Origin of the sequence: Hydrogenophaga sp., assembly GCF_030373225.1 — a bacterium.
In the GTDB taxonomy this organism is placed as follows: Bacteria; Pseudomonadota; Gammaproteobacteria; order Burkholderiales; family Burkholderiaceae_C; genus Hydrogenophaga.
In genome coordinates this window covers 176,510-197,539 of the sequence record NZ_JAUCZG010000003.1, presented here as the reverse complement: position 1 = coordinate 197,539, position 21,030 = coordinate 176,510, and the positions used below count along the sequence as shown (strand labels likewise).

Here is a 21,030-nt window from a genome sequence, read left to right as displayed (position 1 = left end):
GATCAAACCCCTTGTTTGAGGGACGCTTCAATGAAGGGATCGAGGTCCCCGTCCAGCACTTTCTGCGTGGCGGAAATCTCGACGTTGGTGCGCAGGTCCTTGATGCGGCTGTTGTCCAGCACGTACGAACGGATCTGGTGTCCCCAGCCCACGTCGGTCTTGGTGTCTTCCAGCTTCTGCTGTTCTTCCTGCTGCTTGCGCAGCTCGAAGTCGTAGAGCTTGGAGCGCAGGCGCTTCCAGGCCACGTCGCGGTTGCCGTGCTGGCTGCGACCGTCCTGGCACTGCACCACGATGCCGGTGGGAATGTGCGTCAGGCGCACGGCCGAGTCGGTCTTGTTGATGTGCTGACCACCAGCGCCCGAGGCGCGGTAGGTGTCGGTGCGAACATCGGACGGGTTGATGTTGATCTCGATCGAGTCGTCGATCTCGGGGTAGACGAACACCGACGCGAACGACGTGTGTCGTCCGCCCGAGGAGTCGAACGGGCTCTTGCGAACCAGCCGGTGCACGCCGGTCTCGGTGCGCAACAGGCCGAAGGCGTAGTCACCCTCGATCTTGATGGTGGCGCTCTTGATGCCGGCGGTGTCGCCTTCGGTCTCGTCTTCGATCACCGTCTTGAAGCCCTTGCGCTCGGCGTAACGCAGGTACTGGCGCAGCAGCATGCTGGCCCAGTCGCAGGCCTCGGTGCCGCCGGCGCCGGCCTGGATGTCCAGGAAACAGTTCAGGGGGTCGGCCGGGTTGTTGAACATGCGGCGGAACTCGAGCTTTTCGACCTCGGCTGCGAGTTTCGCGGCTTCGCCTTCGATGGTGACCAGGCCGGCGTCGTCACCGTCTTCGCTGGACATCTCGAACAGCTCGGTGTTGTCGGTGAGCTCGCCCGTGAGGCGGTCGAGCACGACCACCACATCTTCAAGCGATTTTTTCTCGCGGCCCAGGTCCTGGGCGCGCTTGGGATCGTTCCAGACCGTGGGGTCTTCCAGTGCCGATTCGACTTCTTTCAGCTTCGATGCCTTGGCATCGTAGTCAAAGATACCTCCGGAGCTCGACCACTCGTGTGGTCAGGTCTTCGAGCTGTGTTCGGATGGCGTTGCTGCGTTCGGCTTCCATGGGGAGTTCCTGCGGTCTGTGTTCAAAACCGCGATTTTCTCACGCCATGCCCCCGCCCGCGGCCGGGCCGCTCAAAAGCGCCAGGTGGTGCCGAACATGACCGCAGCGGTGCCCAGCAACTGCATCTCGAGCGTGCTCCTGGGTGACAGCCGGTAGCCCAGAACGGGAACCAGCACCGGCGAGAAGCCGCCGACGTTCAGCGGCACCTTGTTCTTGTACCGACCCACGTAGCCGTAAATGATGCCCGCGCTCACCGAGGCGTAGACCTTGGGGTAGGCCTTCCACAGGCCGGGCCAGGTCTTGCCCACGAACGCATAGGCCGAGGGTTGTCCGAACGAGTTGTTGAACAGGGCAAAGCCGCAGAAGCGGTTGTTGGGCAGCAGGCGGCTCACACTGACCGCGTACACCTGTTCGTGTTCGCTGTCGGGAGACCAGTGGTGCGTGTAAGGCGAGAAAAATGCCTCGTAGCGGGGCGCGTCGGGCGCCGCGCTGGCGGGCTGGTCGTAACCGGGGCACAGGTCCCAGCTGCCGGCCATGGCGGGGGCGCCAAGCAGCAAGCCACAGGCGGTCAGGGCGAAGGTGGAGTCCAAGCGGGCGGTGGCAAGGAATTTCATGCGCAGGAGTATGCCCGCGCACGGTAAACCCAACGTTGCCGGCCGCAGAAGCCCGGCAACGCACTCAGGTCGGGCTGGCCAGGAAGGCCTCGATCAGGCGGGCGAGCTCGTCGGGCTGGTCGTGGTGCATCATGTGCCCCGCATCCTGCACCACAGCACTTTGCAGGCGGGGCACGGCGCGGATTCGCTCGAGGTATTGCGCCAGCGTGAACGAGCCCTTCCACCACTGACCCAGACTGTCGTCGCCGGCCGTGACCGAGAGCACCGGTGCGCTGATGCGCCGGTAGATTTCCAGCGCTTCGTCCAGGCGGTAGAGGTGGGCGCTGGTCACCTTGTGGGCCGCGTCGCCCAGGATCTCCCACTCGCCCTGTGTGTTCGGCGCGGCCCATTGGCGTGCCAGCCACTGCGCCTTGTCGGGCACCAGGCGCGGGTTGGTTTTCATGAGGCGGCGCGCCACGCCGTCGGCGTCGGGGTAGCTCTTGAGGGCCTTGCCGCCGCGCTGCACGGTCTTGATCTCATCGAGCCACTGCGCGTATCGGCCAGGCGCCTGCGCGGGCCGGGTTTCGGGCAGGCCGAAGCCCTCGAGGTTGACCAGGTGCTCAATGCGTTTCGGCCGGACGCCGGAGTACATCATGGCGATGTTGCCGCCCATGCTGTGGCCCACCAGATCCACCGCCTGCTCGCCGGCGTAGTGGTCGAGCAGGCCATCGAGGTCGGCCATGTAGTCGGGGAACCAGTAACTGTCGACCGCGGGGCCCTCGATCCGGGTGTGACCGAAGCCGCGCCAGTCGGGCGCGATGATCCAGCGCTCGCCCTGCAGGGCATCCACCACGAACTGCCACGAAGCCGCCACGTCCATCCAGCCGTGCACCAGCACCAGCGGCGTCTGCCCGTCGCGGCGCTGACCCCACACCCGCACGTGGTAGCTGAGGTTGCGGACCGGGACGAATTCGCTGCGCGAGGCTTTCAGTGCTTGGTACATTCGCTGGATCATAGAGAACGAGACCGAGACAAACCATGCGAGCGAGTCAAGCCAGAGACAAGAAGAACACCCCGGCCGACCTGTACGACACGCTGCACAGCGGCTTTGGCTGGTCGGTGCCGGAACACTTCAACATGGCCCGCCTGTGCATGCGCCGCTGGGCCGAAGACCCTGACCGGGCGAAACAAACGGCCGTGATCGCGTGTGCGCCCACCCTGCAGGACCAGCGCCACAGCTATGCCGAACTGCTGGATCAGGCGAACCGCCTGTCGAATGCGCTGGCCGCGTTGGGGGTGCAGCGTGGCGATCGTGTGGCCATCGTGTTGCCCCAGCGCTTCGAGACCGCCGTGGCCTACATGGCGGTGCTGCAAATGGGCGCAGTGGGCATGCCGCTGTCGCAGCTGTTCGGCCCCGAGGCGCTCGAATACCGCCTGCACGACAGCGAGGCCGTGGTCGCCATTTGCGACCAGCCCTCGCTGCCCGCGTTGCTGGGTGTGCGCGACGACTGCCCGCTGCTGCGATGCGTGATCGGCGTGGACGGCGACGGCACGCCCGAGGGCATGCGCGCCGACCTCGACTGGGCAGCGCTGCTGGCACAGGAGCCGGCCGTGTTCAGCCCGGTCGACACGCTGGCCGAAGAGGCAGCGGTCTTGATCTACACCAGCGGCACCACCGGCAACCCCAAAGGTGCGCTGATTCCGCACCGCGCCCTGATCGGCAACCTCACCGGTTTCGTCTGCAGCCAGAACTGGTTCGGCTTTGACCCGTTCGACGCGACCGTGCCATCGAACGCCGTGTTCTGGTCTCCGGCCGACTGGGCCTGGACCGGCGGCCTGATGGACGCGCTGCTGCCCACGCTGTACTTTGGCCGGCCCATCGTGGCCTACAACGGGCGCTTCAGCCCGCAGACCGCGTTCGAGCTGATCGAACGACACGGCGTCACGCACAGCTTCCTGTTTCCCACCGCGCTCAAGGCCATGATGAAAGCGGTGCCCGCGCCGAAGCAGCGGTACACGTTCCAGCTCGAGGGTCTCATGAGCGCGGGCGAAGCGGTGGGTGATGCGGTGTTTGCGTATTGCCGTGATGAGCTGGGGGTCACGGTCAACGAGATGTTTGGTCAGACCGAAATCAATTACATCGTGGGCAACTGCGCGCGCCTGTACCCGGCGCGGCCCGGCTCCATGGGCAAGGGCTACCCGGGCCACCGCGTGGCGGTGATCGACGACAACGGCGTGGAGTGTGCGGTGGGTGTGCCGGGCGATGTGGCGGTGCACCGGCTTGACGTGCACGGTGATCCCGACCCGGTGTTCTTCCTGGGCTATTGGAAGAACGAGGCATCGACCCGTGCCAAGTACACCGGCGACATGGCCAACAGCTGGTGCCGCACGGGTGACCTCGCCACGCGCGACGCCGATGGTTACCTCTGGTACCAGGGCCGTGCCGACGACGTGTTCAAGGCCGCGGGCTACCGCATCGGCCCCAGCGAAATCGAGAACTGCCTGGTGAAGCACCCGGCGGTGGCCAACGCGGCGGTGGTGCCCAAGCCCGATGCCGAGCGCGGTGCGGTGGTCAAGGCCTACGTGGTGCTGGCGCCCGGTCACGAGGCCGGTGCAGCCCTGGTGCGCGAGCTGCAGGCGCACGTCAAGGGCAAGCTCGCCCCTTACGAATACCCGAAAGACATCGAGTTCATTGACGCCTTGCCCATGACCACCACCGGCAAGGTGCAGCGGCGCGTCTTGCGCCTGCGGGAGGAAGAACGCGCGCGCCAGGGAACGGTTTCCTGAGCGCAGCCGCCAGCACGCCGGGCGTGCCTGCCGGCCGCAGTCTCACTCGCCCTTGCTCGCCCCTTGCTCGCCCTCGAGCTTCAACATGCTGGCGCCATCGCCGAGCGACAGCAGGCCGGCCTTGGCATAAATGCCGAGCTTGGCCCGGGTGTCGGTGATGTCGAGGTTGCGCATGGTCAGCTGGCCGATGCGGTCCAGCGGCGTGAACGGCGCGTCTTCAACCTTCTCCATGCTCAGGCGTTCGGGTGCATAGGTCAGGTTCGCGCTCTCGGTGTTCATGATCGAGTAGTCGTTGCCACGGCGCAGCTCGATGGTGACTTCGCCCGTGACGGCGCGCGCCACCCAGCGTTGCGCGGTTTCGCGCAGCATGATGGCCTGCGGGTCGAACCAGCGGCCCTGGTAGAGCAGGCGGCCAAGCCTCAGCCCGTTGATGCGGTACTGCTCGATGGTGTCCTCGTTGTGGATGCCGGTCACCAGGCGCTCGTAGGCGATGAACAGCAGTGCCAGACCCGGGGCCTCGTAGATGCCGCGGCTCTTGGCTTCGATGATGCGGTTCTCGATCTGGTCGCTCATGCCCAGGCCATGGCGCCCGCCGATTTCATTGGCCTTGAGGATCAGGTCGACCGGGCTCGCAAAGGTCTGGCCATTGAGCGCCACCGGCTGGCCTTCCTCGAAGCGCACCGTCACCGTCTCGCGCTTGACCACCACCTCGTCTTTCCAGAACGCCACGCCCATGATCGGATTCACGATCGAGATGCCGCTGCTCAGGTGTTCGAGGTCCTTGGCTTCGTGCGTGGCCCCGAGCATGTTGCTGTCGGTGCTGTAGGCCTTCTCGGCGCTCATCTTGTAGCCAAAGCCGTTGGCCGTCATGAACGCGCTCATCTCGGCACGACCACCCAGCTCGTCGATGAAGAGCTGGTCCAGCCAGGGCTTGTAGATCTTCAGGCTGGGGTTGGTCAGCAGGCCGTAGCGGTAGAAGCGCTCGATGTCGTTGCCCTTGTAGGTGCTGCCATCGCCCCAGATGTTGACGTCGTCTTCCTTCATCGCAGCCACCAGCATGGTGCCGGTGACGGCACGGCCCAGCGGCGTGGTGTTGAAGTAGGTCACGCCCGCGGTGCTGATGTGAAAGGCGCCGCACTGCAGTGCGGCAATGCCTTCGTGCGCCAGCTGGGTGCGGCAGTCGATCAGGCGCGCCTTTTCGGCGCCGTACTGCATCGCCTTGCGCGGGATCTCGTCGTAGTCCGGCTCATCGGGCTGGCCCAGGTGGGCGGTGTAGGCGTAGGGGATGGCGCCTTTTTGTTTCATCCACAGCAGCGCTGCGCTGGTGTCGAGGCCGCCGGAGAAGGCGATGCCGACCTTTTGTTGCGTGGGGAGGTTCTGGAGAATGGTGGCCATGGCGGTCGTCGGGAAGATCAGCCGAAGTGGCAGATGTAGTGGTAGGGCTCGGTCACGCGGATCTCGAAGCTGCTGTCGGCGGGCACGCTGAACTGCTCACCCGGGCCGGAAGTGAGCCAGGCGTCGGTGCCGGCCAGTTTGTATTCACAGCCGCCAGCCACGCATTCCATGATTTCCGGGGCGCCGGTGTTGAAGGTCAGCGTGGCGGGCAGCACCACACCGACCGACTTCTTTGTGCCGTCGGCCAGCGTGATGCCGTGGCTCACGCACTTGCCGTCGAAATAGACGCTGGCCTGGGTGTTGACGGTGACGCCGTTGAATTGGGTGGTGCTCATGGTGCAGGGGTGTGGAGTCGAACAACGAAACCGCGATTTTAGGCCGCGGGGGCGGGGCGCTTGCCCGGGGTCAGAGGCGTGCTGGCCAGGCAGCGGCGTCAAAACCCACCGTGATGCCGTCGTCCCACTGCACCACCGGGCGCTTGATCACGCTCGGATGCGCCAGCGCCACGGTCCGGGCGCTGGCCGCATCGGTCACGCCGGCCCGAACGGTTTCGTCCAGCTGGCGCCAGGTCGTGCCCTTGCGGTTGATCAAGGTCTCCCAGCCCACGGCGGCCAGCCAGCGGTCAAGCGCTTCTTCCGGCACGCCCTGCTTCCTGAAGTCATGAAACCGGTGCGGTGCACCGTGTTCGGTCAGCCAGGCGCGGGCCTTCTTGACGGTGTCGCAGTTGGGGATGCCGTGAACAGTGATCATGGGAAGGGATTGTCGGCGATGGCGGGGCCTGTCGCGGGCCCGATGGGACAATCCAGCCATGCTCAACATCGAACTGCCTCCCCATCCCACCACCCTGCCCGAGTGGCTGGCCCACGCCGAGCGCCTGCACCCGGTCACCATCGACATGGGCCTGGAGCGCGTGCAGCGCGTGGCGCAGCGCATGGAGCTGGCACTGAGCTGTCCGGTGATCACCGTGGCGGGCACCAACGGCAAGGGCAGCACCTGCGCGATGCTGGAGGCGGTCTACACCGAGTCGGGCTACCGCACCGGCGTGTACACCTCGCCGCACCTGGTGCATTTCGAAGAACGCTGCCGCATCGCCGGTGAGCCGGTGGCCGGCAGCGAGCTGCTGCCGGCCTTTGCCGAGGTGGAAGAGGCGCGCAAGGGGCAGGGCGGCGACGAGGCGATCAGCCTGAGTTACTTCGAGTTCACCACCCTGGCGATCTTGCGCACGCTCTCGCGCAGCGGGCTCGATGTGGCGATTCTCGAGGTGGGACTGGGGGGGCGGCTGGACGCGGTGAACATCATCGACACCGACTGCGCGGTCATCACCTGCATTGCGCTGGATCACATGGCCCTGCTGGGCAAGGACCGCGAGGCCATCGGCTACGAGAAGGCCGGCATCATGCGCACCGGCCGGCCGGTGGTGGTCAGCGACCCGGTGCCGCCACAAAGCGTGCTCGACCGCGCACTGGAGATCGGCGCCGATCTCTGGCGCATCGGCAAGGATTTTCATTTCGCGGGCGACCAGCAGCAGTGGGGCTGGGCCATGCACCCGTCGCACGGCGGGCGGCGCTACGCCGGGCTGGCCTATCCGGCGCTGCGGGGTGCCAACCAGCTGGTGAACGCCTCGGGTGTGCTCGCTGCCGTCGAGGCGCTGCGCTCCCGCTTGCCCGTGACCGCCCAGTCCGTGCGCAACGGTCTGGCCCTGGTGGAATTGCCCGGGCGCTTCCAGATCGTGCCGGGCACGCCCACCCTGGTGCTCGACGTGGCACACAACCCGCACTCGGTGGCAGCACTCACCGAGAACCTCGACGCCATGGGCTACTACCCGACCACCCACGCCGTCTTCGGCGCCATGGCCGACAAGGACATCGGTGCCATGGTCGAGCGCATCGCCCCGCTGATCGACCGCTGGCACCTGACCGATCTGCCGCTGGCCCGCGCCAGCTCGGCCGCGGCGCTGGCCGAGACGCTGAAAGCCCATCCCGCCACGGCCCGAAGCACGGTGGCCGGGTGCCATGCGAACCCCATGGAGGCGCTGCAGGCGGCGGTCTTCCACGCAGACCCCGCTGATAGAATCGTGGTCTTCGGATCGTTCTTCACCGTGGGGGGTGTTCTGCAGGATGGCGTGCCGCGCCTGTCGGCCAAACACCTGCCCTCCTGACCCGGTCGCCCGGACGTCCCCGACCCGTTCCTGTGTCGCGCCCCTCGCCAGGCCTCCTTTGGCGCAATGGTTCCCACCCGAATGTTCAAATCCCGTTCAGGCTCACAGGGCAATCCATCGACACCGCCGCCGCAGAGCATCGAAGCCGTGCGCCGCCGCGCGCGACACCGCCTGATCGGTGCCAGCGTTCTGGTGCTGCTGGGCGTGGTCGGATTCCCCTTGTTGTTCGACACGCAGCCACGCCCGATCTCGGTGGACATCCCGATCGAGATTCCGGCGAAAAGCACGCCCGCGCCTGCCGTCAAGGCGACTGCAGAGGCTGCTGCACCGGCGGTGCCCGCTGCACCGGTCGCGGCCGCGGCGCCCGCCAGCAAGGCGCCGGCACCGGTCGTGGAGACCCGCGACACCCTGAGTGCACGCGAAGAGGTGGTGGAGGCGGCGGCGACGCCGCCCCGACCGGCAGCGGAGCCGGCCAAGGTGGCGCCATCACCCACGGATGCCGAGCGTGCGCGTGCGCTGCTGGAAGGCAAACCCGCCGCCACGCCGGCGCCGGCGCCTGCCGGCACGGCCGCCAGTGCGACCCCGGAGCGTCTGGTGGTGCAGGTGGGGGCTTTTTCCGAGGAGGCGGGTGCGCGCTCGGTTCGCCAGAAGCTCGAGGCCGCCGGGCTCAAGACCTACACCCACGTGGCCGAGACGTCCGAAGGACGCCGCATCCGCGTGCGCCTGGGGCCTTTCAACAGCCGTGCCGACGCCGAGAAGGCCGCTGCCCGGGTGAAAGCCCTGGGCCTGCCCGCCGCCATCCTCACGCTGTGACATTCCACGAGAAGGCCACCGCATGGTGCTGACCGATTGGCTGCTGCTGGCGGTGCTGTTGCTGTCGGTCTTGCTCGGCGCGTGGCGCGGGCTGGTGTACGAGGTGCTGTCGGTGGCAGGCTGGGTGGCCGCGTTCGTGCTCGCTCAGGCTTGGGCCGACGAGGTGGCGGCCCTGCTGCCGCTGCAAGGTCTGTCGCCACCGTTGCAACTGGCCGCCGGATTTCTGGTGGTGTTCATCGCGGTGGCGTTTGCCAGCGGCTTGCTGGCCTGGCTGGTCAAGAAGCTGGTGGCGTCGGTCGGATTGCGGCCGGTGGACCGGATTCTGGGCAGTGCCTTTGGTCTGGCGCGCGGTGGCGTGATGCTGCTGGCATTCGCCGTGGTGGTGAGCATGTCGCCGATGAGGGACGCTGCCTGGTGGCAGACGTCGGCGCTGGCCGACGTGCTGGTGGCCACCCTGCATGCGATCAAGCCCTTGTTGCCCGAGCCGGTGGCCCGATATATCGCCTGAATGGCGTTTGAGTTTTTTCCGAGGACAGAAACATGTGTGGAATCGTGGGCGTGGTCAGCAAAACGCCGGTCAACCAGCTGATTTACGACGCCTTGCTGCTGCTGCAGCACCGCGGCCAGGATGCCGCCGGCATCGTCACCCAGCAGGGCCGCAAGTTCTTCATGCACAAGGCCAAGGGCATGGTGCGCGATGTGTTTCGCACCCGCAACATGCGCGCGCTCCCCGGCCTTTGCGGCCTGGGGCAGGTGCGTTATCCCACGGCAGGAAACGCGTTCAGCGAGGAAGAGGCGCAGCCTTTTTACGTGAACGCGCCGTTCGGCCTGGTGCTGGTGCACAACGGCAACCTGACCAACGCCAAGGCGCTGGCGCAGGAGCTGTTTCAGACCGACCACCGCCACGTCAACACCGACAGCGATTCCGAAGTGCTGCTCAATGTGCTGGCGCACGAGCTCGAGAAGGTCACCCGCGGCATCACCCTGAAGCCGGCCGATGTGTTCGCCGCCGTGCGCGGGGTGCACCAGCGCGTCAAGGGGTCCTATGCCGTGGTGGCGCTGATCGCCGGTCACGGCCTGCTGGCGTTTCGCGACCCCTTCGGCATCCGTCCGCTGTGCGTGGGCCACAACGACCAGGGCGGCGTGATGGTCGCCAGCGAGTCGGTGGCGCTCGAGGGCAACGGCTTCGAACTCGACCGCGATGTGTTGCCCGGTGAGGCCCTGTTCGTGGACCTCGACGGCCAGATGCAGTTCCAGCAGTGCGCCGACAAGACCAGCCACAACCCCTGCATCTTCGAATACGTGTACCTGGCCCGTCCCGATTCGGTGCTTGACGGCATCTCGGTTTACCAGGCCCGTCTGAACATGGGCGTGACCCTGGCCAAACGCGTGGTGTCCACGGTGCCGCCGAGCGAGATCGACGTCGTCATCCCGATTCCCGAGTCGTCGCGCCCCAGCGCCATGGAACTCGCGCAGCTGCTCGGCCTGCCGTACCGCGAGGGTTTCGTGAAGAACCGTTATGTGGGTCGCACCTTCATCATGCCGGGGCAGGGTGTGCGCAAGAAGTCGGTGCGCCAGAAGCTCAATGTGATCGGCAGCGAATTCAAGGGCCGCAACGTGCTGCTGGTGGACGACTCCATCGTGCGCGGCACGACCAGTCGCGAGATCGTGCAGATGGCGCGCGATGCGGGTGCCCGCAAGGTGTACCTGGCCAGCGCCGCGCCGCCCGTGCGCTACCCCAACGTCTACGGCATCGACATGCCCACGCCCGACGAACTCGTGGCACACGGCCGCACGGTGGAAGAGGTGCGCGAGAGCATCGGTTGCGACGCGCTCATCTACCAGGATGTGGATGCGATGAAGCAGGCCATCGGCTCGCTCAATCCGAAGCTCGCCGGATTCGATGCCTCGTGTTTCGACGGTGTGTACGTCACCGGTGACATCACGCTGGAAGACATCGCCCGCCTCAACGCCGGGCGTGACACCAGCGTGGAGGGCGAAGAAGACACCTCGCGCCTGGCCCTGCCCAACGCACAGGTGGCCTGAAGGTCTTTGCCCATGAAGCCGAAGAAAACCGACCTTCACCGCGACACGCTGGCCGTGCGCGAAGCCGTTGAACGCAGCCAGTACGGCGAAAATTCGGAAGCCCTGTACCTCACGAGCGGCTACGTGCAGCCGAGCGCCGAATCGGCTGCGCGCCGCTTTGCCGGTGACGAAGAGGGCTTCACCTACGGCCGTTACGGCAATCCCACCGTGGCCAGCTTCGAGCAGCGCCTGGCGGCCCTCGAGGGTGCCGAAGCCTGCATCTCCACCGCCTCGGGCATGTCGGCCATCCTCATGATGTGCATGGGCCTGCTCAAGGCCGGCGACCATGTGGTGTGTTCGCACTCCATGTTCGGCTCCACCATCAAGCTCATCGGCACCGACCTGGCGAAGTTCGGCGTCGAGTCGACCTTCGTTTCACAGACCGACGTGGCGGCGTGGCAGGCCGCGATCCAGCCGACCACCCGGCTGCTGTTCGCCGAAACACCCACCAACCCGCTCACCGAGGTGTGCGACATCCGCGCGCTGGCCGACATCGCGCACAACGCCGGCGCGCTGCTCTGCGTGGACAACTGCTTTGCCACACCGGCCCTGCAGTTGCCCATCGCGCTGGGCGCGGACATCGTCATGCACTCGGGCACCAAATACCTCGACGGGCAGGGCCGTGTGATGGCCGGCGCCCTGTGCGCCAGCCAGGAGCTGGTGACCAAGACTTTTTTGCCGGTGCTCAAGAGCGCCGGCATGACGCTGGCGCCCTTCAACGCCTGGGTCGTGCTCAAGGGGCTGGAGACGCTGGACATCCGCATGCAGGCACAGTCGGCGCGCGCGCTTCAACTCGCGCAGTGGCTGCAAGACCACCCGGCCGTGGCGCGCGTGCACTACCCCGGCCTGGCCAGCCACCCGCAACACGCCCTGGCCATGGCCCAGCAGTCGGGAAGCGGCGGCGCGGTGCTGTCTTTCGAGGTCAAGGCAGCTGCTGGTGACGAGGCCCGCGCGCGCGCCTTCCATGTGCTCGACTCGCTGCAGGTGATGTCGCTCTCCACCAACCTCGGCGACACCAAAACCCTGGTCGCGCACCCTGCCAGCACCTCACACGGCCGCCTGACCGAAGCACAGCGCCAGTCGGCCGGTGTGGTCCAGGGCCTGATCCGCGTGGCGGTGGGCCTCGAACACCTCGACGACATCCAGACCGACCTTGACCGCGGACTCCTCACGCCCTGACATGACCACCACCGTCCGCACCCGTTTCGCCCCGTCGCCCACCGGCTTCATCCACCTTGGCAACATCCGCTCGGCGCTCTACCCGTGGGCGTTTGCGCGCTCCACTGGCGGCATCTTCATCCTGCGCATCGAAGACACCGACCTGGAGCGTTCGTCGCAGGCCGCGGTGGACGTCATCATCGAAGGCATGAAGTGGCTGGGCCTGGACCACGATGAAGGCCCGTTCTATCAAATGCAGCGCATGGACCGCTACAAGGCCGTGCTGGCCGACATGGTCAGCGCCGGCCTGGTGTACCCGTGCTACATGAGCGTGGCCGAGCTCGACGCGCTGCGCGAGGCGCAGATGGCGGCCAAAGAGAAGCCGCGCTACGACGGCACCTGGCGGCCCGAGCCCGGCAAGGTGCTGCCGCCGGTGCCCGCAGACGTGAAGCCCGTGCTGCGCTTCAAGAACCCGCAAGGCGGCGTGGTGGCCTGGGACGACAAGGTCAAGGGCCGCATCGAGATCAGCAACGACGAGCTCGACGACCTCGTGATCGCGCGTCCCGACGGCACGCCCACCTACAACTTCTGCGTGGTGGTCGACGACATCGACATGACCATCACCCACGTCATTCGTGGCGACGACCATGTGAACAACACGCCGCGCCAGATCAACATCTTTCGCGCACTCGGCAAGGAGCCGCCGGTGTACGCCCACCTGCCCACCGTGCTCAACGAGCAGGGCGAGAAGATGAGCAAGCGCAACGGCGCCAAGCCCGTCACGCAGTACCGCGACGAAGGCTACCTGCCCGACGCCATGGTGAACTACCTCGCGCGCCTGGGCTGGAGCCACGGTGACGATGAGATCTTCAGCCGCGCGCAGTTCCTTGAGTGGTTCAACCTCGACCACCTCGGCCGCAGCGCTGCGCAATTCGACGAGGCCAAGCTGCGCTGGGTCAATGCCCAGCACCTCAAGGCCATGGACGACGTCGCCCTGGCAGCCCTGGTGGCCGAGCAGCTCCAGTGGCAAGGCATCGAGGCGGATGAACGCCTGCCCCGGATCTGCGGCCTGTTCAAGGACCGCTGCGACACGACGGTGGCACTGGCCCAGTGGGCAAAGGCGTTTTATGCCGACATCACGCCCAACGCCGACGAGCGCGCGCAGCACGTCACCGACGCGGTGCGACCGGCACTGGCCGCGCTGGCAAGCAGGCTGGCCGACATCGCCTGGGACAAGGCCGCCATCTCGGCGGCCATCAAGGAGGTGCTCGGCGCACACGGCCTGAAGATGCCGCAGATCGCCATGCCGGTGCGCGTGCTGGTGATGGGAACCGCGCAGACGCCCTCGCTCGATGCCGTGCTGGAACTGCAGAAACGTCAAACGGTGATGGACCGTTTGCAGAACGCCTGAAAAAATCACCTATAATTCGAGGCTTGCTGAAACGCAGCGCTGGTTCAAGCCAGCGAAGCAAATCGGCAAACCCTGTGGGGGTATAGCTCAGCTGGGAGAGCGCTTGCATGGCATGCAAGAGGTCAGCGGTTCGATCCCGCTTACCTCCACCAGAAATCAGAAGCCGCGAGGCGCAGCAAAGGAAGAAACAACACTTTCCGATGCTACAATTCGAGGCTTCGAAAAACGTGGTGAAGAGAACCACGTTTCGGCAAGTCCCAAGGTTTTGACCCTATCGTCTAGAGGCCTAGGACATCACCCTTTCACGGTGAGTACCGGGGTTCGAATCCCCGTAGGGTCGCCAGAATTGGCCGCAAGGCTGCTCAGGCACAAGTGGTTGGCACTTGGTTCGCAAGAACAGAAGCCACCTACCAGGAGTGGTAGTTCAGTTGGTTAGAATACCGGCCTGTCACGCCGGGGGTCGCGGGTTCGAGCCCCGTCCACTCCGCCAAAATGTCGTTGTAAACCAACTTCTTGGATAAAGCCCGATGCGAAAGCAGCGGGCTTTTTTCTTGTGATCGTCTCGTTGCGGTGCCAGTGCAGACGCGCCATGCGATCGCCCGCCTGCTGGCGCGACAAAATCGGCACAAACGGGATGCACCGGACTGAAAAATACGACAGTCTGTTGTTTACCGAGCCCTATCGAGACGTCCGATGCGGTCTGTCGCGGACACTCGTGGCTTGCGCGGCAAGGGTCTGCCGGTCACCGCAGCCAGCCTCCGGTGTGCTGCCTTCAAATCGTTCCGTCGGCCCGCAGTGCGTGGAAGCGTTGGGGGTCCATGCCGAGCCAGTCGAGATAGACCGCCCTGTTGTGCTGACCCAGTTCGGGTGCCGCGCCACGGGTCTGCACTGGCGTGGCGGACAAATGCATGGGTGAGCCGAACACGGTCACCGACTTGCCATGGAGCTGAACGGGCACGAACATGTCGCGCGCCGCCAGGTGCGGGTCGGCCACCACCTCGTCCATGCTTTTCACCGGTGTCAGCGCAATGCGGTCGCCAGCCATGGCCTCCAGTTCGGCCTTGGTGCGCGGCGCGAACCAGCCCTCGATGACCGGGCGCAACCGGCGCTCGTAGGTGGCCGGATCGAAGCGCTTGCCCATCGTGTCGATCTCCGGATCATCGGCCAGCCCGGGCATCCCGAAGACAAGGCAAGCCTCTCGCCACAGCTTGTCGCTGTAGCTGCCGAAGAACACGTGCCCGTCCTTGCACGCATATTGACCGTAGGGCTTGGCGAATGGGTGTTCGTTGCCCATTGGGCTGGCGACGATACCCGCCATCGTGTAATTGACGATGGCGTTTTCGGTGAGCGTCACCACCGAATCCTGCTGGGCGACGTCGACGCGCTGGCCAAGGCCGCTGTGTTCACGCTCGCGCAGCGCGGCAAGCGTGGCGATGGTGGCATAAAACGATGCGGCAAGGTCACCGATGATGCTGCCCACGCGCACCGGCGGCGCGTCGGCCTCGCCGTTCATCGACCAGAGTCCGCCGGCGGCCTGCGCGGTGCTGTCGAAGGCCGGGCGGCGCGAATGCGGCCCGCTTTGGCCAAAACCGCTGATCGAGGTGTAGATCAGCCTCGGACACAGTGGCCGCAACGTCTCGTAACCCAAGCCAAGCTTCTCCATTGTGCCGGGGCGGAAGTTTTCCATCAGTATGTCGGCCTTGGTCGCCATCTCCAGGAAAAGCGCGCGGCCTTCGGGGCGCTTGAGATCCAGGCTGATGCCCAGTTTGTGGCGGTTGTACTGCGCGAAGTACCCACTGCCCTGGCCCTCGATGCCGTCGGCAAAAGGAGGAAAGCCGCGCACGAAATCAGGGTCGGTGGGGTGTTCGACCTTGATCACCATGGCGCCCAGGTCGGCCAACATCATCGTGCAGTAGGGCCCGGCGACAACCCGTGTGACGTCGAGAACGGTGATGCCGCTCAGTGACGCAACGCGTTCAACAGCTTGAGGCGAGGTGGACATGGAGATTTCCGTTTCATTTGGGGGGGCTCAGCGACTCACCAGCCGCCGCAGGCCAACCATTCGTCAAGCACATCGAGGCGGTCCGAGCCCCAGAAAGGCTCGCCGTCCACCAGAACGAAGGGGGAGCCAAAGACGCCGCATTCAATACTTGCGGCCACCGCTTCGCGCAGGTCTTGGCGTGCTTCGTCGCTGGCCTCGCCCGCGCGCAGCGCTTCAGGGTCGATGCCGAGTGTCGGCTCCTGTGCGGCAACTGCGGCGATCTCCTGCGGCAGCGACAAGTCCTTGCCCAGTCGCCAGTAGCGGTCGTACACAGCGCGCGCAAAGGCCGCCTCGGAGTTCGGATGGTGACGCCGTACCCAGTAGAACGCACGTGCTGCTGGCCGGGGGTCCATCATCGGATCGCTGATCTTGCGCGCCAGCATCAGGCCGTGCCGACGCATGTAGCGCGCGGCATCATGCTGCACATAGTCCCCTTTCAGTGGCGTTTCCAGCAACGGCTTCAGGCCCATCACCTTCATCACCGAAACACCCAAAAGCATGCTGTGCCATCGCACCGTGCAGCCATGGCGCGCGGCGATGTCCTCGATCCGCAAACTGGCAAAGTAGCCATAGCTGGAAATGAAGTCGAAGTAGAAGTCGATCGGCGCACGTTTGCCGGCGCTCGTGCCTGATGAGGGAGGCTGGTTCATGACATGGTCCATCAGTGGATCGCTGCGTACATGATCTTCTCCTCGGTGGCTTCGGTCGCCGAGTACTCCTCGACCACCTTGCCCATGCGCTGTACCAGGATGCGATCGGACAACGCCATGATCTCGGGCAGGTACGAGGAGATCACCACCACCGCCTTGCCTTCATCGGCCAGTCGGTTGATCAGTTCATGGATCTCGCTGATGGCGCCGACGTCGACGCCGCGCGTCGGCTCGTCGAAGATGATCAGTTCGGGATCCTGAATCAGCGATTTGGCAATCACCACCTTCTGCTGGTTGCCCCCGGACAGTTCGATGGCCTTGACGTCGCGATTGATGGCGCGGATGTTCAGCCGCTTGATCCACGCTTCGCCGATCTCGCCCGCCTCGGCTCGGGACACCAATGTTCGCCGCCCGCGCAACTTGGCCAGCAATCCCAGGTAGATGTTGTCGGCGATCGACCTGGTCTCGAAGAAGCCTTCGATCTTGCGATCCTCGGTGACATAGGCAATGCCGTCGCGTACCGCCTCAGCGGGTACGAAATAACGCACCGCCCGACCGTTGAGGAAAACGTCGCCACCGTGCATGAAATCGCGCTTGATGACACCCGCCACCACCTTGAAGGTCTCGGTTCGGCCCGAGCCGACAAGACCGAACACGCCGGTGATCTGGCCGGCAAACACCGACAAGGAATTGTTTTTCACCATGGCCGCCATGCGCAGGTTCTGCACCGACAAAACGCGCTTTCCCTGCGGCCGAACGTGTGTCTTGCGTTGACCGTAGAGCGTCTGCGACAAGTCACGTCCTACCATCGCCTGCACGATGCGGGCGCGGTCGAACTTGTTCGTATCGTCGGTGACCACGTGTCGGCCGTCGCGCAGGATGGTGATTCGGTCCGAGATGTGCAGGGCTTCTTCGAGAGCGTGCGAGATGAAGATGACCGACACGCCACGGGTCTTGAGGTTGGCGATCAGATCGAAGAAATATTTCTTCTCCTCCGGCGTCAGGCTCGCAGTGGGTTCATCGAAGATGATGACGCGCGCCTTGTGCAGCACTGCGCGAGCGATCTCGACCATCTGCTTCTTTGCTGCTCCGAGCAGGCTCACCTGCACTGTCGGGTCGACGTCGAATTGCAGCGACTGCATGAACTGCTGCGCGGCGATATAGATGCCGCGCAGCCGGTTGAAGAAATGCTCCTGGCCAAGAAACAGATTCTGCGCCACGGTCATGGTCGGCACCAGACTGGTCTCCTGGAACACCATCGCAATGCCCAGCTCGCGCGCCTCGTTCGGCGTCTGCGGGTTGACGATGCGGCCCTCGACCCGCATCTCGCCCGAACTGAGCGTGACCACTCCGGCCATCACCTTGGTCAAGGTCGATTTGCCGGCACCGTTCTCGCCGACGATGGCATGCACCTCGCCCGGCAGCAGCGCGAAGTCGACCTCATCGATGGCCGGTATGCCGGCGTATTTTTTCGTGGCCTTGCGCAACTCCAGCATGGGCACAACGGAGACAGACGCGGTGCTCATACGGCAAGGTTCCTTTCGGTATCGGTGATTGACAGGCGCAGCAAACGCTTGCTGCCCTGGGCCAACAGGTACAGCTGACCCGCACACTCCACTGCGGCGGCGACGCCGTGGTTCTGCCCGTCGAAGCGGCTGTGCAGCGAATAGCGGATCAAACCTTTGTCATCGAGGCGGATCACCAGCCCATAGGACCGCGGCGGTGCCCAGGGTTTGACCACGCCCATCATTTTCAGATGCGCGCCCTGCATCGGCTCGAGGTAGGTGTTGCCGGAGTTCAGCGCGGGTGCGATCCAATAGGCCGGATCAACTTCCAGCAGCATGCGCTTGCGAAACACGGGTTCGCGCAACACGAACTCGACCAGCTGCGTGCGCAGCGCAAAGCACGTCAGCCAGTAGCCACCGCCGCGAGCCTGCGTGATGCGTGACGGGTACCCCGGCAGGTTGTCGACCAGCGGCACCGGCATACCGCCATTCGCGTCGACCCGCAGCACTCGATGACGCCAGCTCTCGCACACCAGCGCACCATTGCCGGCGGCGCTGGTGCCGAACGCATAACTCAGGCCGCTGGCTCGCTCGTGACCCTGGTTCCTGGCCAGATCGAACGCGATCAACCTGCCGCTGTGGCCGATCTCCATCAGGTCGTGCTTCCAGCGTTCGGGTGGCTGTGTGGCCGAACCATCGCTTGCCAGCAGCCTGCCGTCGGAACCGAACGCCAGCGCATTGACGCAGTTGAGCGCACGCCCTTCGGCCTGTGTGAAGACGAGGCCATCATGCGCGCCGCCAACAATGCGCACTTCCCTGCCACCCACGGCCAGCGCCAGACCGCCGCCGGGCACACATGCGATGGCGGAGATGGCGGCGTCGACGCATGCCACCGCACGCGGTGCCCATTGCGTGCTGATGCCCTCGTGTTGCCACACCGTGTTGCCGTCGGCGACGAACACCGACACGCCGTCGCTCGCGAGGTCAACCGGTGCATCGAGTTGGCTCAGCACGGCCGCATCTTCCAGCCATGTGTTCGACTTCAATGCGCCGTCGAATACCGGCACGGTGATCGACGCCGCGCCGCGCCCGAGCAGGCGGTCGCTCCATTGTTTGATGGCGGTGATCATGCGGCTTTTCCCCAGCGCCGGTCGTATTGCACGAAGTCCGGATCGGCGTCAGACAGGGTGTAGCGGCCGATGCGGTTGTTCATGATGCCGCCCAGATAGAGATGACCGCGGTGTTCGCGCATCGAGGTGATCATCGGGTGGTTCTCGCCGCCCAGGTCCCAGAGCGTTTCGAGCACTTCGCCCTGCTCGTTGAATTTCAGTACGCAGCCGGTGTTGATGTTCGGGAACAGCCATTCGTCGCGCGGTACCTGCTTTGCCATGCGTTGGCGGAACCCCGGCATGCGCCAGGCCAGATCCAACGCCGGGCAGCGCATGCCCACCAATGACATCCAGTAGTTGCCGTCCGACGCGTTGTTGATGTTGTCCGGGAAACCAGGCAGATTTTCCAGTACGGTCTCGGTGGTGCCCGCCTTTGGCCCGTCGAACCAGTGGCGCTTGACGCTGCAGCCCCAGGTCTCGGCGAACAGGAAGGATTGGCCGTCGCTGGCGATGCACACCCCGTTGGGGAACTGCAGGTCGCGGATCACCGTGTGCGTCTTGCCGCTGCGCGTGTCGTAACAAATGATGCGGCCGTTGCCGCGGGCCTCCAGCCCGTCTGTGGCCCACTCATGCATCTCGTAGCGCACCGTGGCCTCGGAGAAGAAAATGCGGCCGTCGTCAGTGATGTCCAAGTCGTCGGCGAGGCGCAACCGGCTGTCGTCGTTCACCGACATGTAATTGCGATTCGTCTCGTCCGTCACCTTCTCCACCACGCGCTGCGGAGTCACTCGGTACAGGCCCATGCCACCGACGCAGACATACAGGTTGTCCAGACGGTCGAACGCCATGCCAAGTGGTGTGCCGCCGATGTGCGCATAGACCTCCATGCGTTCGTATTCCGGCGGGAAGAACCGGATGATGTCGCCGTGGCGCGAGCCGGCATACAGGTTGTCGTGACGATCGAGGATCACGTCCTCCGGGCCTTCGATAAGGCCCAGGCCAATGACCTTGACGGAGCGCAGTTTGTCGTTTTGTGCCCAAGCGGTTCCGCAATCGGGTGCGGTCGACGGCAAGGGCGGAAGTGCGTGGTAGGTCGGGCTGACATAGACCTTGCTGACGATGCGGTGGCGGTTCTTGAGCCATCGGATGTCGATCACCGCCGCCAGGATCAGGATGCTGGCCAGCACCATGCGGTTGAAGCCGCCATGCAGGGAAAGCGACGTCATCCCGTTGATGACCAGCAGCACGATCAAGGTGCCGACCATCGCCTTCATGACCGAGCCCTTGCCGCCACCCAGGCTGATGCCACCGATCACGGCCGCGGTCAGCACCGTGACTTCCAGTCCCACGCCGATGTCGCCGCCGGCGGTGGCCAGACGTGACGCGAAGAAGATGCCGCCGATGGCGGTGAGAACGCCGCTGGCCACGTAGGTCAGCGCCACCGTGCGGCGCACGGCGATTCCGGTGTTGTAGGCCGAACGGCGAGAGCCACCGATGGCCGTGATGTGCCATCCAGGCCGCAGCCGAGTCAGGAAGATGTGGCCGAACACGGCGACCGCCGCATAACACCAGATCACGGTGGGCACACCAAGCCACCCGCCACTGCCAATCGCCTCCCAGAACAGGGACTCGGGAAAGCCGCCAGCGATGGCGGTGGAGTAGTCGGCGATCGCCAGGTCGTATATCGCGCGATAGATGATCAGCGTGATCAGGGTGGTCAGGAAGGCGCGCAAGCGGAAATAGCCGATCAGCACACCATTGACCGCGCCGAGCAGCGCTCCGACGAGCAGCGTCACGGCCACTGCGCCGACCACCGGCCAACCGAGCACATGCATCAGGAAAAGTGCGGTGAAATTGGTCAGCGCGAACGTCGACCCCACCGACAGGTCGATGCCGCCGACGATCATCACCAGTGCCATGCCAAACACGATGAAACCGATTTCTCCCGCTTGGCGCCCGGTATTGGCCAGGCTGTACGGCGAAAAGAAGTTCGGCAACAGCTGCGAGAGGCCAATGACCACCAACAACAGCACCACCACCGGAATGGCCGTCTCCATCCAGCGCTTGGCCAGAATTTCGCCAAGCAGATGATCCGGCCAATAGCGATAGCGCCAGCGGGTCAGCCGGTCGCGCAGCGACTCTTCAGCCGACGCCGCGGGGGCGCTGGGCGGCAAATTGCCTCCTCGGTTCAAGGTGTTTTCCATGTTCTTGCGGTCAG

Annotated in this window: 18 protein-coding genes and 3 tRNA genes; 10 read left to right on the top strand and 11 right to left on the bottom strand. The window is 65.1% G+C overall.

Features of this window, described 5'->3' with window-relative positions:
* Positions 1-2 precede the first annotated feature (2 nt).
* From prfB to QUV35_RS03135, 3 genes are all read right to left on the bottom strand, one after another.
* Positions 3-1,107 (bottom strand): peptide chain release factor 2 gene (gene prfB / locus QUV35_RS03145; RefSeq protein ID WP_300870777.1). Its coding sequence is split into 2 segments (ribosomal slippage): positions 3-1,025 and positions 1,027-1,107, totalling 1,104 coding nucleotides; the frame shifts between segments, so codons are not numbered across the junction.
* 71 nt (positions 1,108-1,178) lie between these two features.
* Complete coding sequence (locus tag QUV35_RS03140) at positions 1,179-1,721, bottom strand: hypothetical protein (protein ID WP_300870775.1); 543 nt, start codon at positions 1,719-1,721, stop codon at positions 1,179-1,181.
* A gap of 64 nt (positions 1,722-1,785) precedes the next feature.
* Positions 1,786-2,703, bottom strand: a complete 918-nt coding sequence (locus QUV35_RS03135; RefSeq protein ID WP_300870773.1) for an alpha/beta hydrolase — start codon at positions 2,701-2,703, stop codon at positions 1,786-1,788.
* Between the two features lie 35 nt (positions 2,704-2,738).
* On the opposite strand from QUV35_RS03135, the gene QUV35_RS03130 reads away from it, so the two are divergent.
* Positions 2,739-4,487 (top strand): AMP-binding protein, encoded by a 1,749-nt coding sequence (locus QUV35_RS03130; protein ID WP_300870771.1) that lies wholly within the window; start codon positions 2,739-2,741, stop codon positions 4,485-4,487.
* Positions 4,488-4,529: 42 nt separating this feature from the next.
* On the opposite strand, the gene argG is transcribed toward QUV35_RS03130, so the two are convergent.
* The 3 genes from argG to QUV35_RS03115 all read right to left on the bottom strand — a co-directional run bounded on the left by argG (position 4,530) and on the right by QUV35_RS03115 (position 6,632).
* A complete protein-coding gene (gene argG / locus QUV35_RS03125) occupies positions 4,530-5,882 on the bottom strand; it encodes an argininosuccinate synthase (RefSeq protein ID WP_300870768.1) in 1,353 nt (450 codons plus the stop codon).
* Positions 5,883-5,899: 17 nt separating this feature from the next.
* Entirely contained in the window at positions 5,900-6,217 is a 318-nt protein-coding gene (locus QUV35_RS03120; protein ID WP_300870767.1) for a pyrimidine/purine nucleoside phosphorylase, read from the bottom strand.
* Between the two features lie 70 nt (positions 6,218-6,287).
* A complete protein-coding gene (locus QUV35_RS03115) occupies positions 6,288-6,632 on the bottom strand; it encodes an ArsC family reductase (RefSeq protein WP_300870765.1) in 345 nt (114 codons plus the stop codon).
* A gap of 58 nt (positions 6,633-6,690) precedes the next feature.
* On the opposite strand from QUV35_RS03115, the gene folC reads away from it, so the two are divergent.
* The 9 genes from folC to QUV35_RS03070 all read left to right on the top strand — a co-directional run bounded on the left by folC (position 6,691) and on the right by QUV35_RS03070 (position 13,997).
* A complete protein-coding gene (gene folC / locus QUV35_RS03110) occupies positions 6,691-8,040 on the top strand; it encodes a bifunctional tetrahydrofolate synthase/dihydrofolate synthase (protein ID WP_300870763.1) in 1,350 nt (449 codons plus the stop codon).
* 81 nt (positions 8,041-8,121) lie between these two features.
* Positions 8,122-8,853: an SPOR domain-containing protein gene (locus QUV35_RS03105; RefSeq protein ID WP_300870762.1), complete on the top strand. Its 732-nt coding sequence runs from the start codon at positions 8,122-8,124 to the stop codon at positions 8,851-8,853.
* A 22-nt stretch (positions 8,854-8,875) separates the two neighbouring features.
* On the top strand, positions 8,876-9,361 hold the full coding sequence (locus QUV35_RS03100; protein ID WP_300870761.1) for a CvpA family protein: 486 nt from the start codon (positions 8,876-8,878) through the stop codon (positions 9,359-9,361).
* A gap of 32 nt (positions 9,362-9,393) precedes the next feature.
* The gene (purF, locus tag QUV35_RS03095; RefSeq protein WP_300870760.1) at positions 9,394-10,899 is read left to right on the top strand and encodes an amidophosphoribosyltransferase; all 1,506 of its coding nucleotides are present in this window, start codon (positions 9,394-9,396) and stop codon (positions 10,897-10,899) included.
* 12 nt (positions 10,900-10,911) lie between these two features.
* Positions 10,912-12,117: an O-succinylhomoserine sulfhydrylase gene (locus QUV35_RS03090; RefSeq protein ID WP_300870758.1), complete on the top strand. Its 1,206-nt coding sequence runs from the start codon at positions 10,912-10,914 to the stop codon at positions 12,115-12,117.
* 1 nt (position 12,118) lies between these two features.
* Positions 12,119-13,507, top strand: a complete 1,389-nt coding sequence (gltX, locus tag QUV35_RS03085; RefSeq protein WP_300870756.1) for a glutamate--tRNA ligase — start codon at positions 12,119-12,121, stop codon at positions 13,505-13,507.
* A 76-nt stretch (positions 13,508-13,583) separates the two neighbouring features.
* Positions 13,584-13,659: transfer RNA gene (locus QUV35_RS03080), tRNA-Ala, on the top strand.
* Positions 13,660-13,774: 115 nt separating this feature from the next.
* Positions 13,775-13,850: transfer RNA gene (locus tag QUV35_RS03075), tRNA-Glu, on the top strand.
* 70 nt (positions 13,851-13,920) lie between these two features.
* A tRNA-Asp gene (locus QUV35_RS03070) sits at positions 13,921-13,997 on the top strand.
* Positions 13,998-14,279: 282 nt separating this feature from the next.
* On the opposite strand, the gene QUV35_RS03065 is transcribed toward QUV35_RS03070, so the two are convergent.
* Genes QUV35_RS03065 through QUV35_RS03045 form a run of 5 tightly spaced genes read right to left on the bottom strand, consistent with a single transcriptional unit; the run spans position 14,280 to position 21,016 of the window.
* Positions 14,280-15,509 carry a CoA transferase gene (locus QUV35_RS03065; RefSeq protein WP_300870754.1) on the bottom strand — a complete coding sequence of 410 codons (1,230 nt, stop codon included), beginning with the start codon at positions 15,507-15,509 and terminating at the stop codon, positions 14,280-14,282.
* Positions 15,510-15,544: 35 nt separating this feature from the next.
* The gene (locus QUV35_RS03060; RefSeq protein ID WP_300870752.1) at positions 15,545-16,198 is read right to left on the bottom strand and encodes a 2-hydroxychromene-2-carboxylate isomerase; all 654 of its coding nucleotides are present in this window, start codon (positions 16,196-16,198) and stop codon (positions 15,545-15,547) included.
* Between the two features lie 11 nt (positions 16,199-16,209).
* On the bottom strand, positions 16,210-17,694 hold the full coding sequence (locus tag QUV35_RS03055) for a sugar ABC transporter ATP-binding protein (RefSeq protein ID WP_300870751.1): 1,485 nt from the start codon (positions 17,692-17,694) through the stop codon (positions 16,210-16,212).
* Between the two features lie 26 nt (positions 17,695-17,720).
* Positions 17,721-18,833 carry a strictosidine synthase gene (locus QUV35_RS03050; protein ID WP_300870749.1) on the bottom strand — a complete coding sequence of 371 codons (1,113 nt, stop codon included), beginning with the start codon at positions 18,831-18,833 and terminating at the stop codon, positions 17,721-17,723.
* Positions 18,830-21,016, bottom strand: a complete 2,187-nt coding sequence (locus QUV35_RS03045) for an SMP-30/gluconolactonase/LRE family protein (RefSeq protein ID WP_300870748.1) — start codon at positions 21,014-21,016, stop codon at positions 18,830-18,832. Before QUV35_RS03045 ends, QUV35_RS03050 begins: the two co-directional genes overlap by 4 nt.
* Positions 21,017-21,030 lie beyond the last annotated feature (14 nt).

Coding starts and splice junctions, on each gene's coding strand:
- QUV35_RS03140 (WP_300870775.1), bottom strand. CDS start 1,721: ATGAAATTCCTTGCCACCGCCCGCTTGGACTCCACCTTCGCCCTGACC.
- QUV35_RS03135 (WP_300870773.1), bottom strand. CDS start 2,703: ATGTACCAAGCACTGAAAGCCTCGCGCAGCGAATTCGTCCCGGTCCGC.
- QUV35_RS03130 (WP_300870771.1), top strand. CDS start 2,739: ATGCGAGCGAGTCAAGCCAGAGACAAGAAGAACACCCCGGCCGACCTG.
- argG (WP_300870768.1), bottom strand. CDS start 5,882: ATGGCCACCATTCTCCAGAACCTCCCCACGCAACAAAAGGTCGGCATC.
- QUV35_RS03120 (WP_300870767.1), bottom strand. CDS start 6,217: ATGAGCACCACCCAATTCAACGGCGTCACCGTCAACACCCAGGCCAGC.
- QUV35_RS03115 (WP_300870765.1), bottom strand. CDS start 6,632: ATGATCACTGTTCACGGCATCCCCAACTGCGACACCGTCAAGAAGGCC.
- folC (WP_300870763.1), top strand. CDS start 6,691: ATGCTCAACATCGAACTGCCTCCCCATCCCACCACCCTGCCCGAGTGG.
- QUV35_RS03105 (WP_300870762.1), top strand. CDS start 8,122: ATGTTCAAATCCCGTTCAGGCTCACAGGGCAATCCATCGACACCGCCG.
- QUV35_RS03100 (WP_300870761.1), top strand. CDS start 8,876: ATGGTGCTGACCGATTGGCTGCTGCTGGCGGTGCTGTTGCTGTCGGTC.
- purF (WP_300870760.1), top strand. CDS start 9,394: ATGTGTGGAATCGTGGGCGTGGTCAGCAAAACGCCGGTCAACCAGCTG.
- QUV35_RS03090 (WP_300870758.1), top strand. CDS start 10,912: ATGAAGCCGAAGAAAACCGACCTTCACCGCGACACGCTGGCCGTGCGC.
- gltX (WP_300870756.1), top strand. CDS start 12,119: ATGACCACCACCGTCCGCACCCGTTTCGCCCCGTCGCCCACCGGCTTC.
- QUV35_RS03065 (WP_300870754.1), bottom strand. CDS start 15,509: ATGTCCACCTCGCCTCAAGCTGTTGAACGCGTTGCGTCACTGAGCGGC.
- QUV35_RS03060 (WP_300870752.1), bottom strand. CDS start 16,198: ATGAACCAGCCTCCCTCATCAGGCACGAGCGCCGGCAAACGTGCGCCG.
- QUV35_RS03055 (WP_300870751.1), bottom strand. CDS start 17,694: ATGCTGGAGTTGCGCAAGGCCACGAAAAAATACGCCGGCATACCGGCC.
- QUV35_RS03050 (WP_300870749.1), bottom strand. CDS start 18,833: ATGATCACCGCCATCAAACAATGGAGCGACCGCCTGCTCGGGCGCGGC.
- QUV35_RS03045 (WP_300870748.1), bottom strand. CDS start 21,016: ATGGAAAACACCTTGAACCGAGGAGGCAATTTGCCGCCCAGCGCCCCC.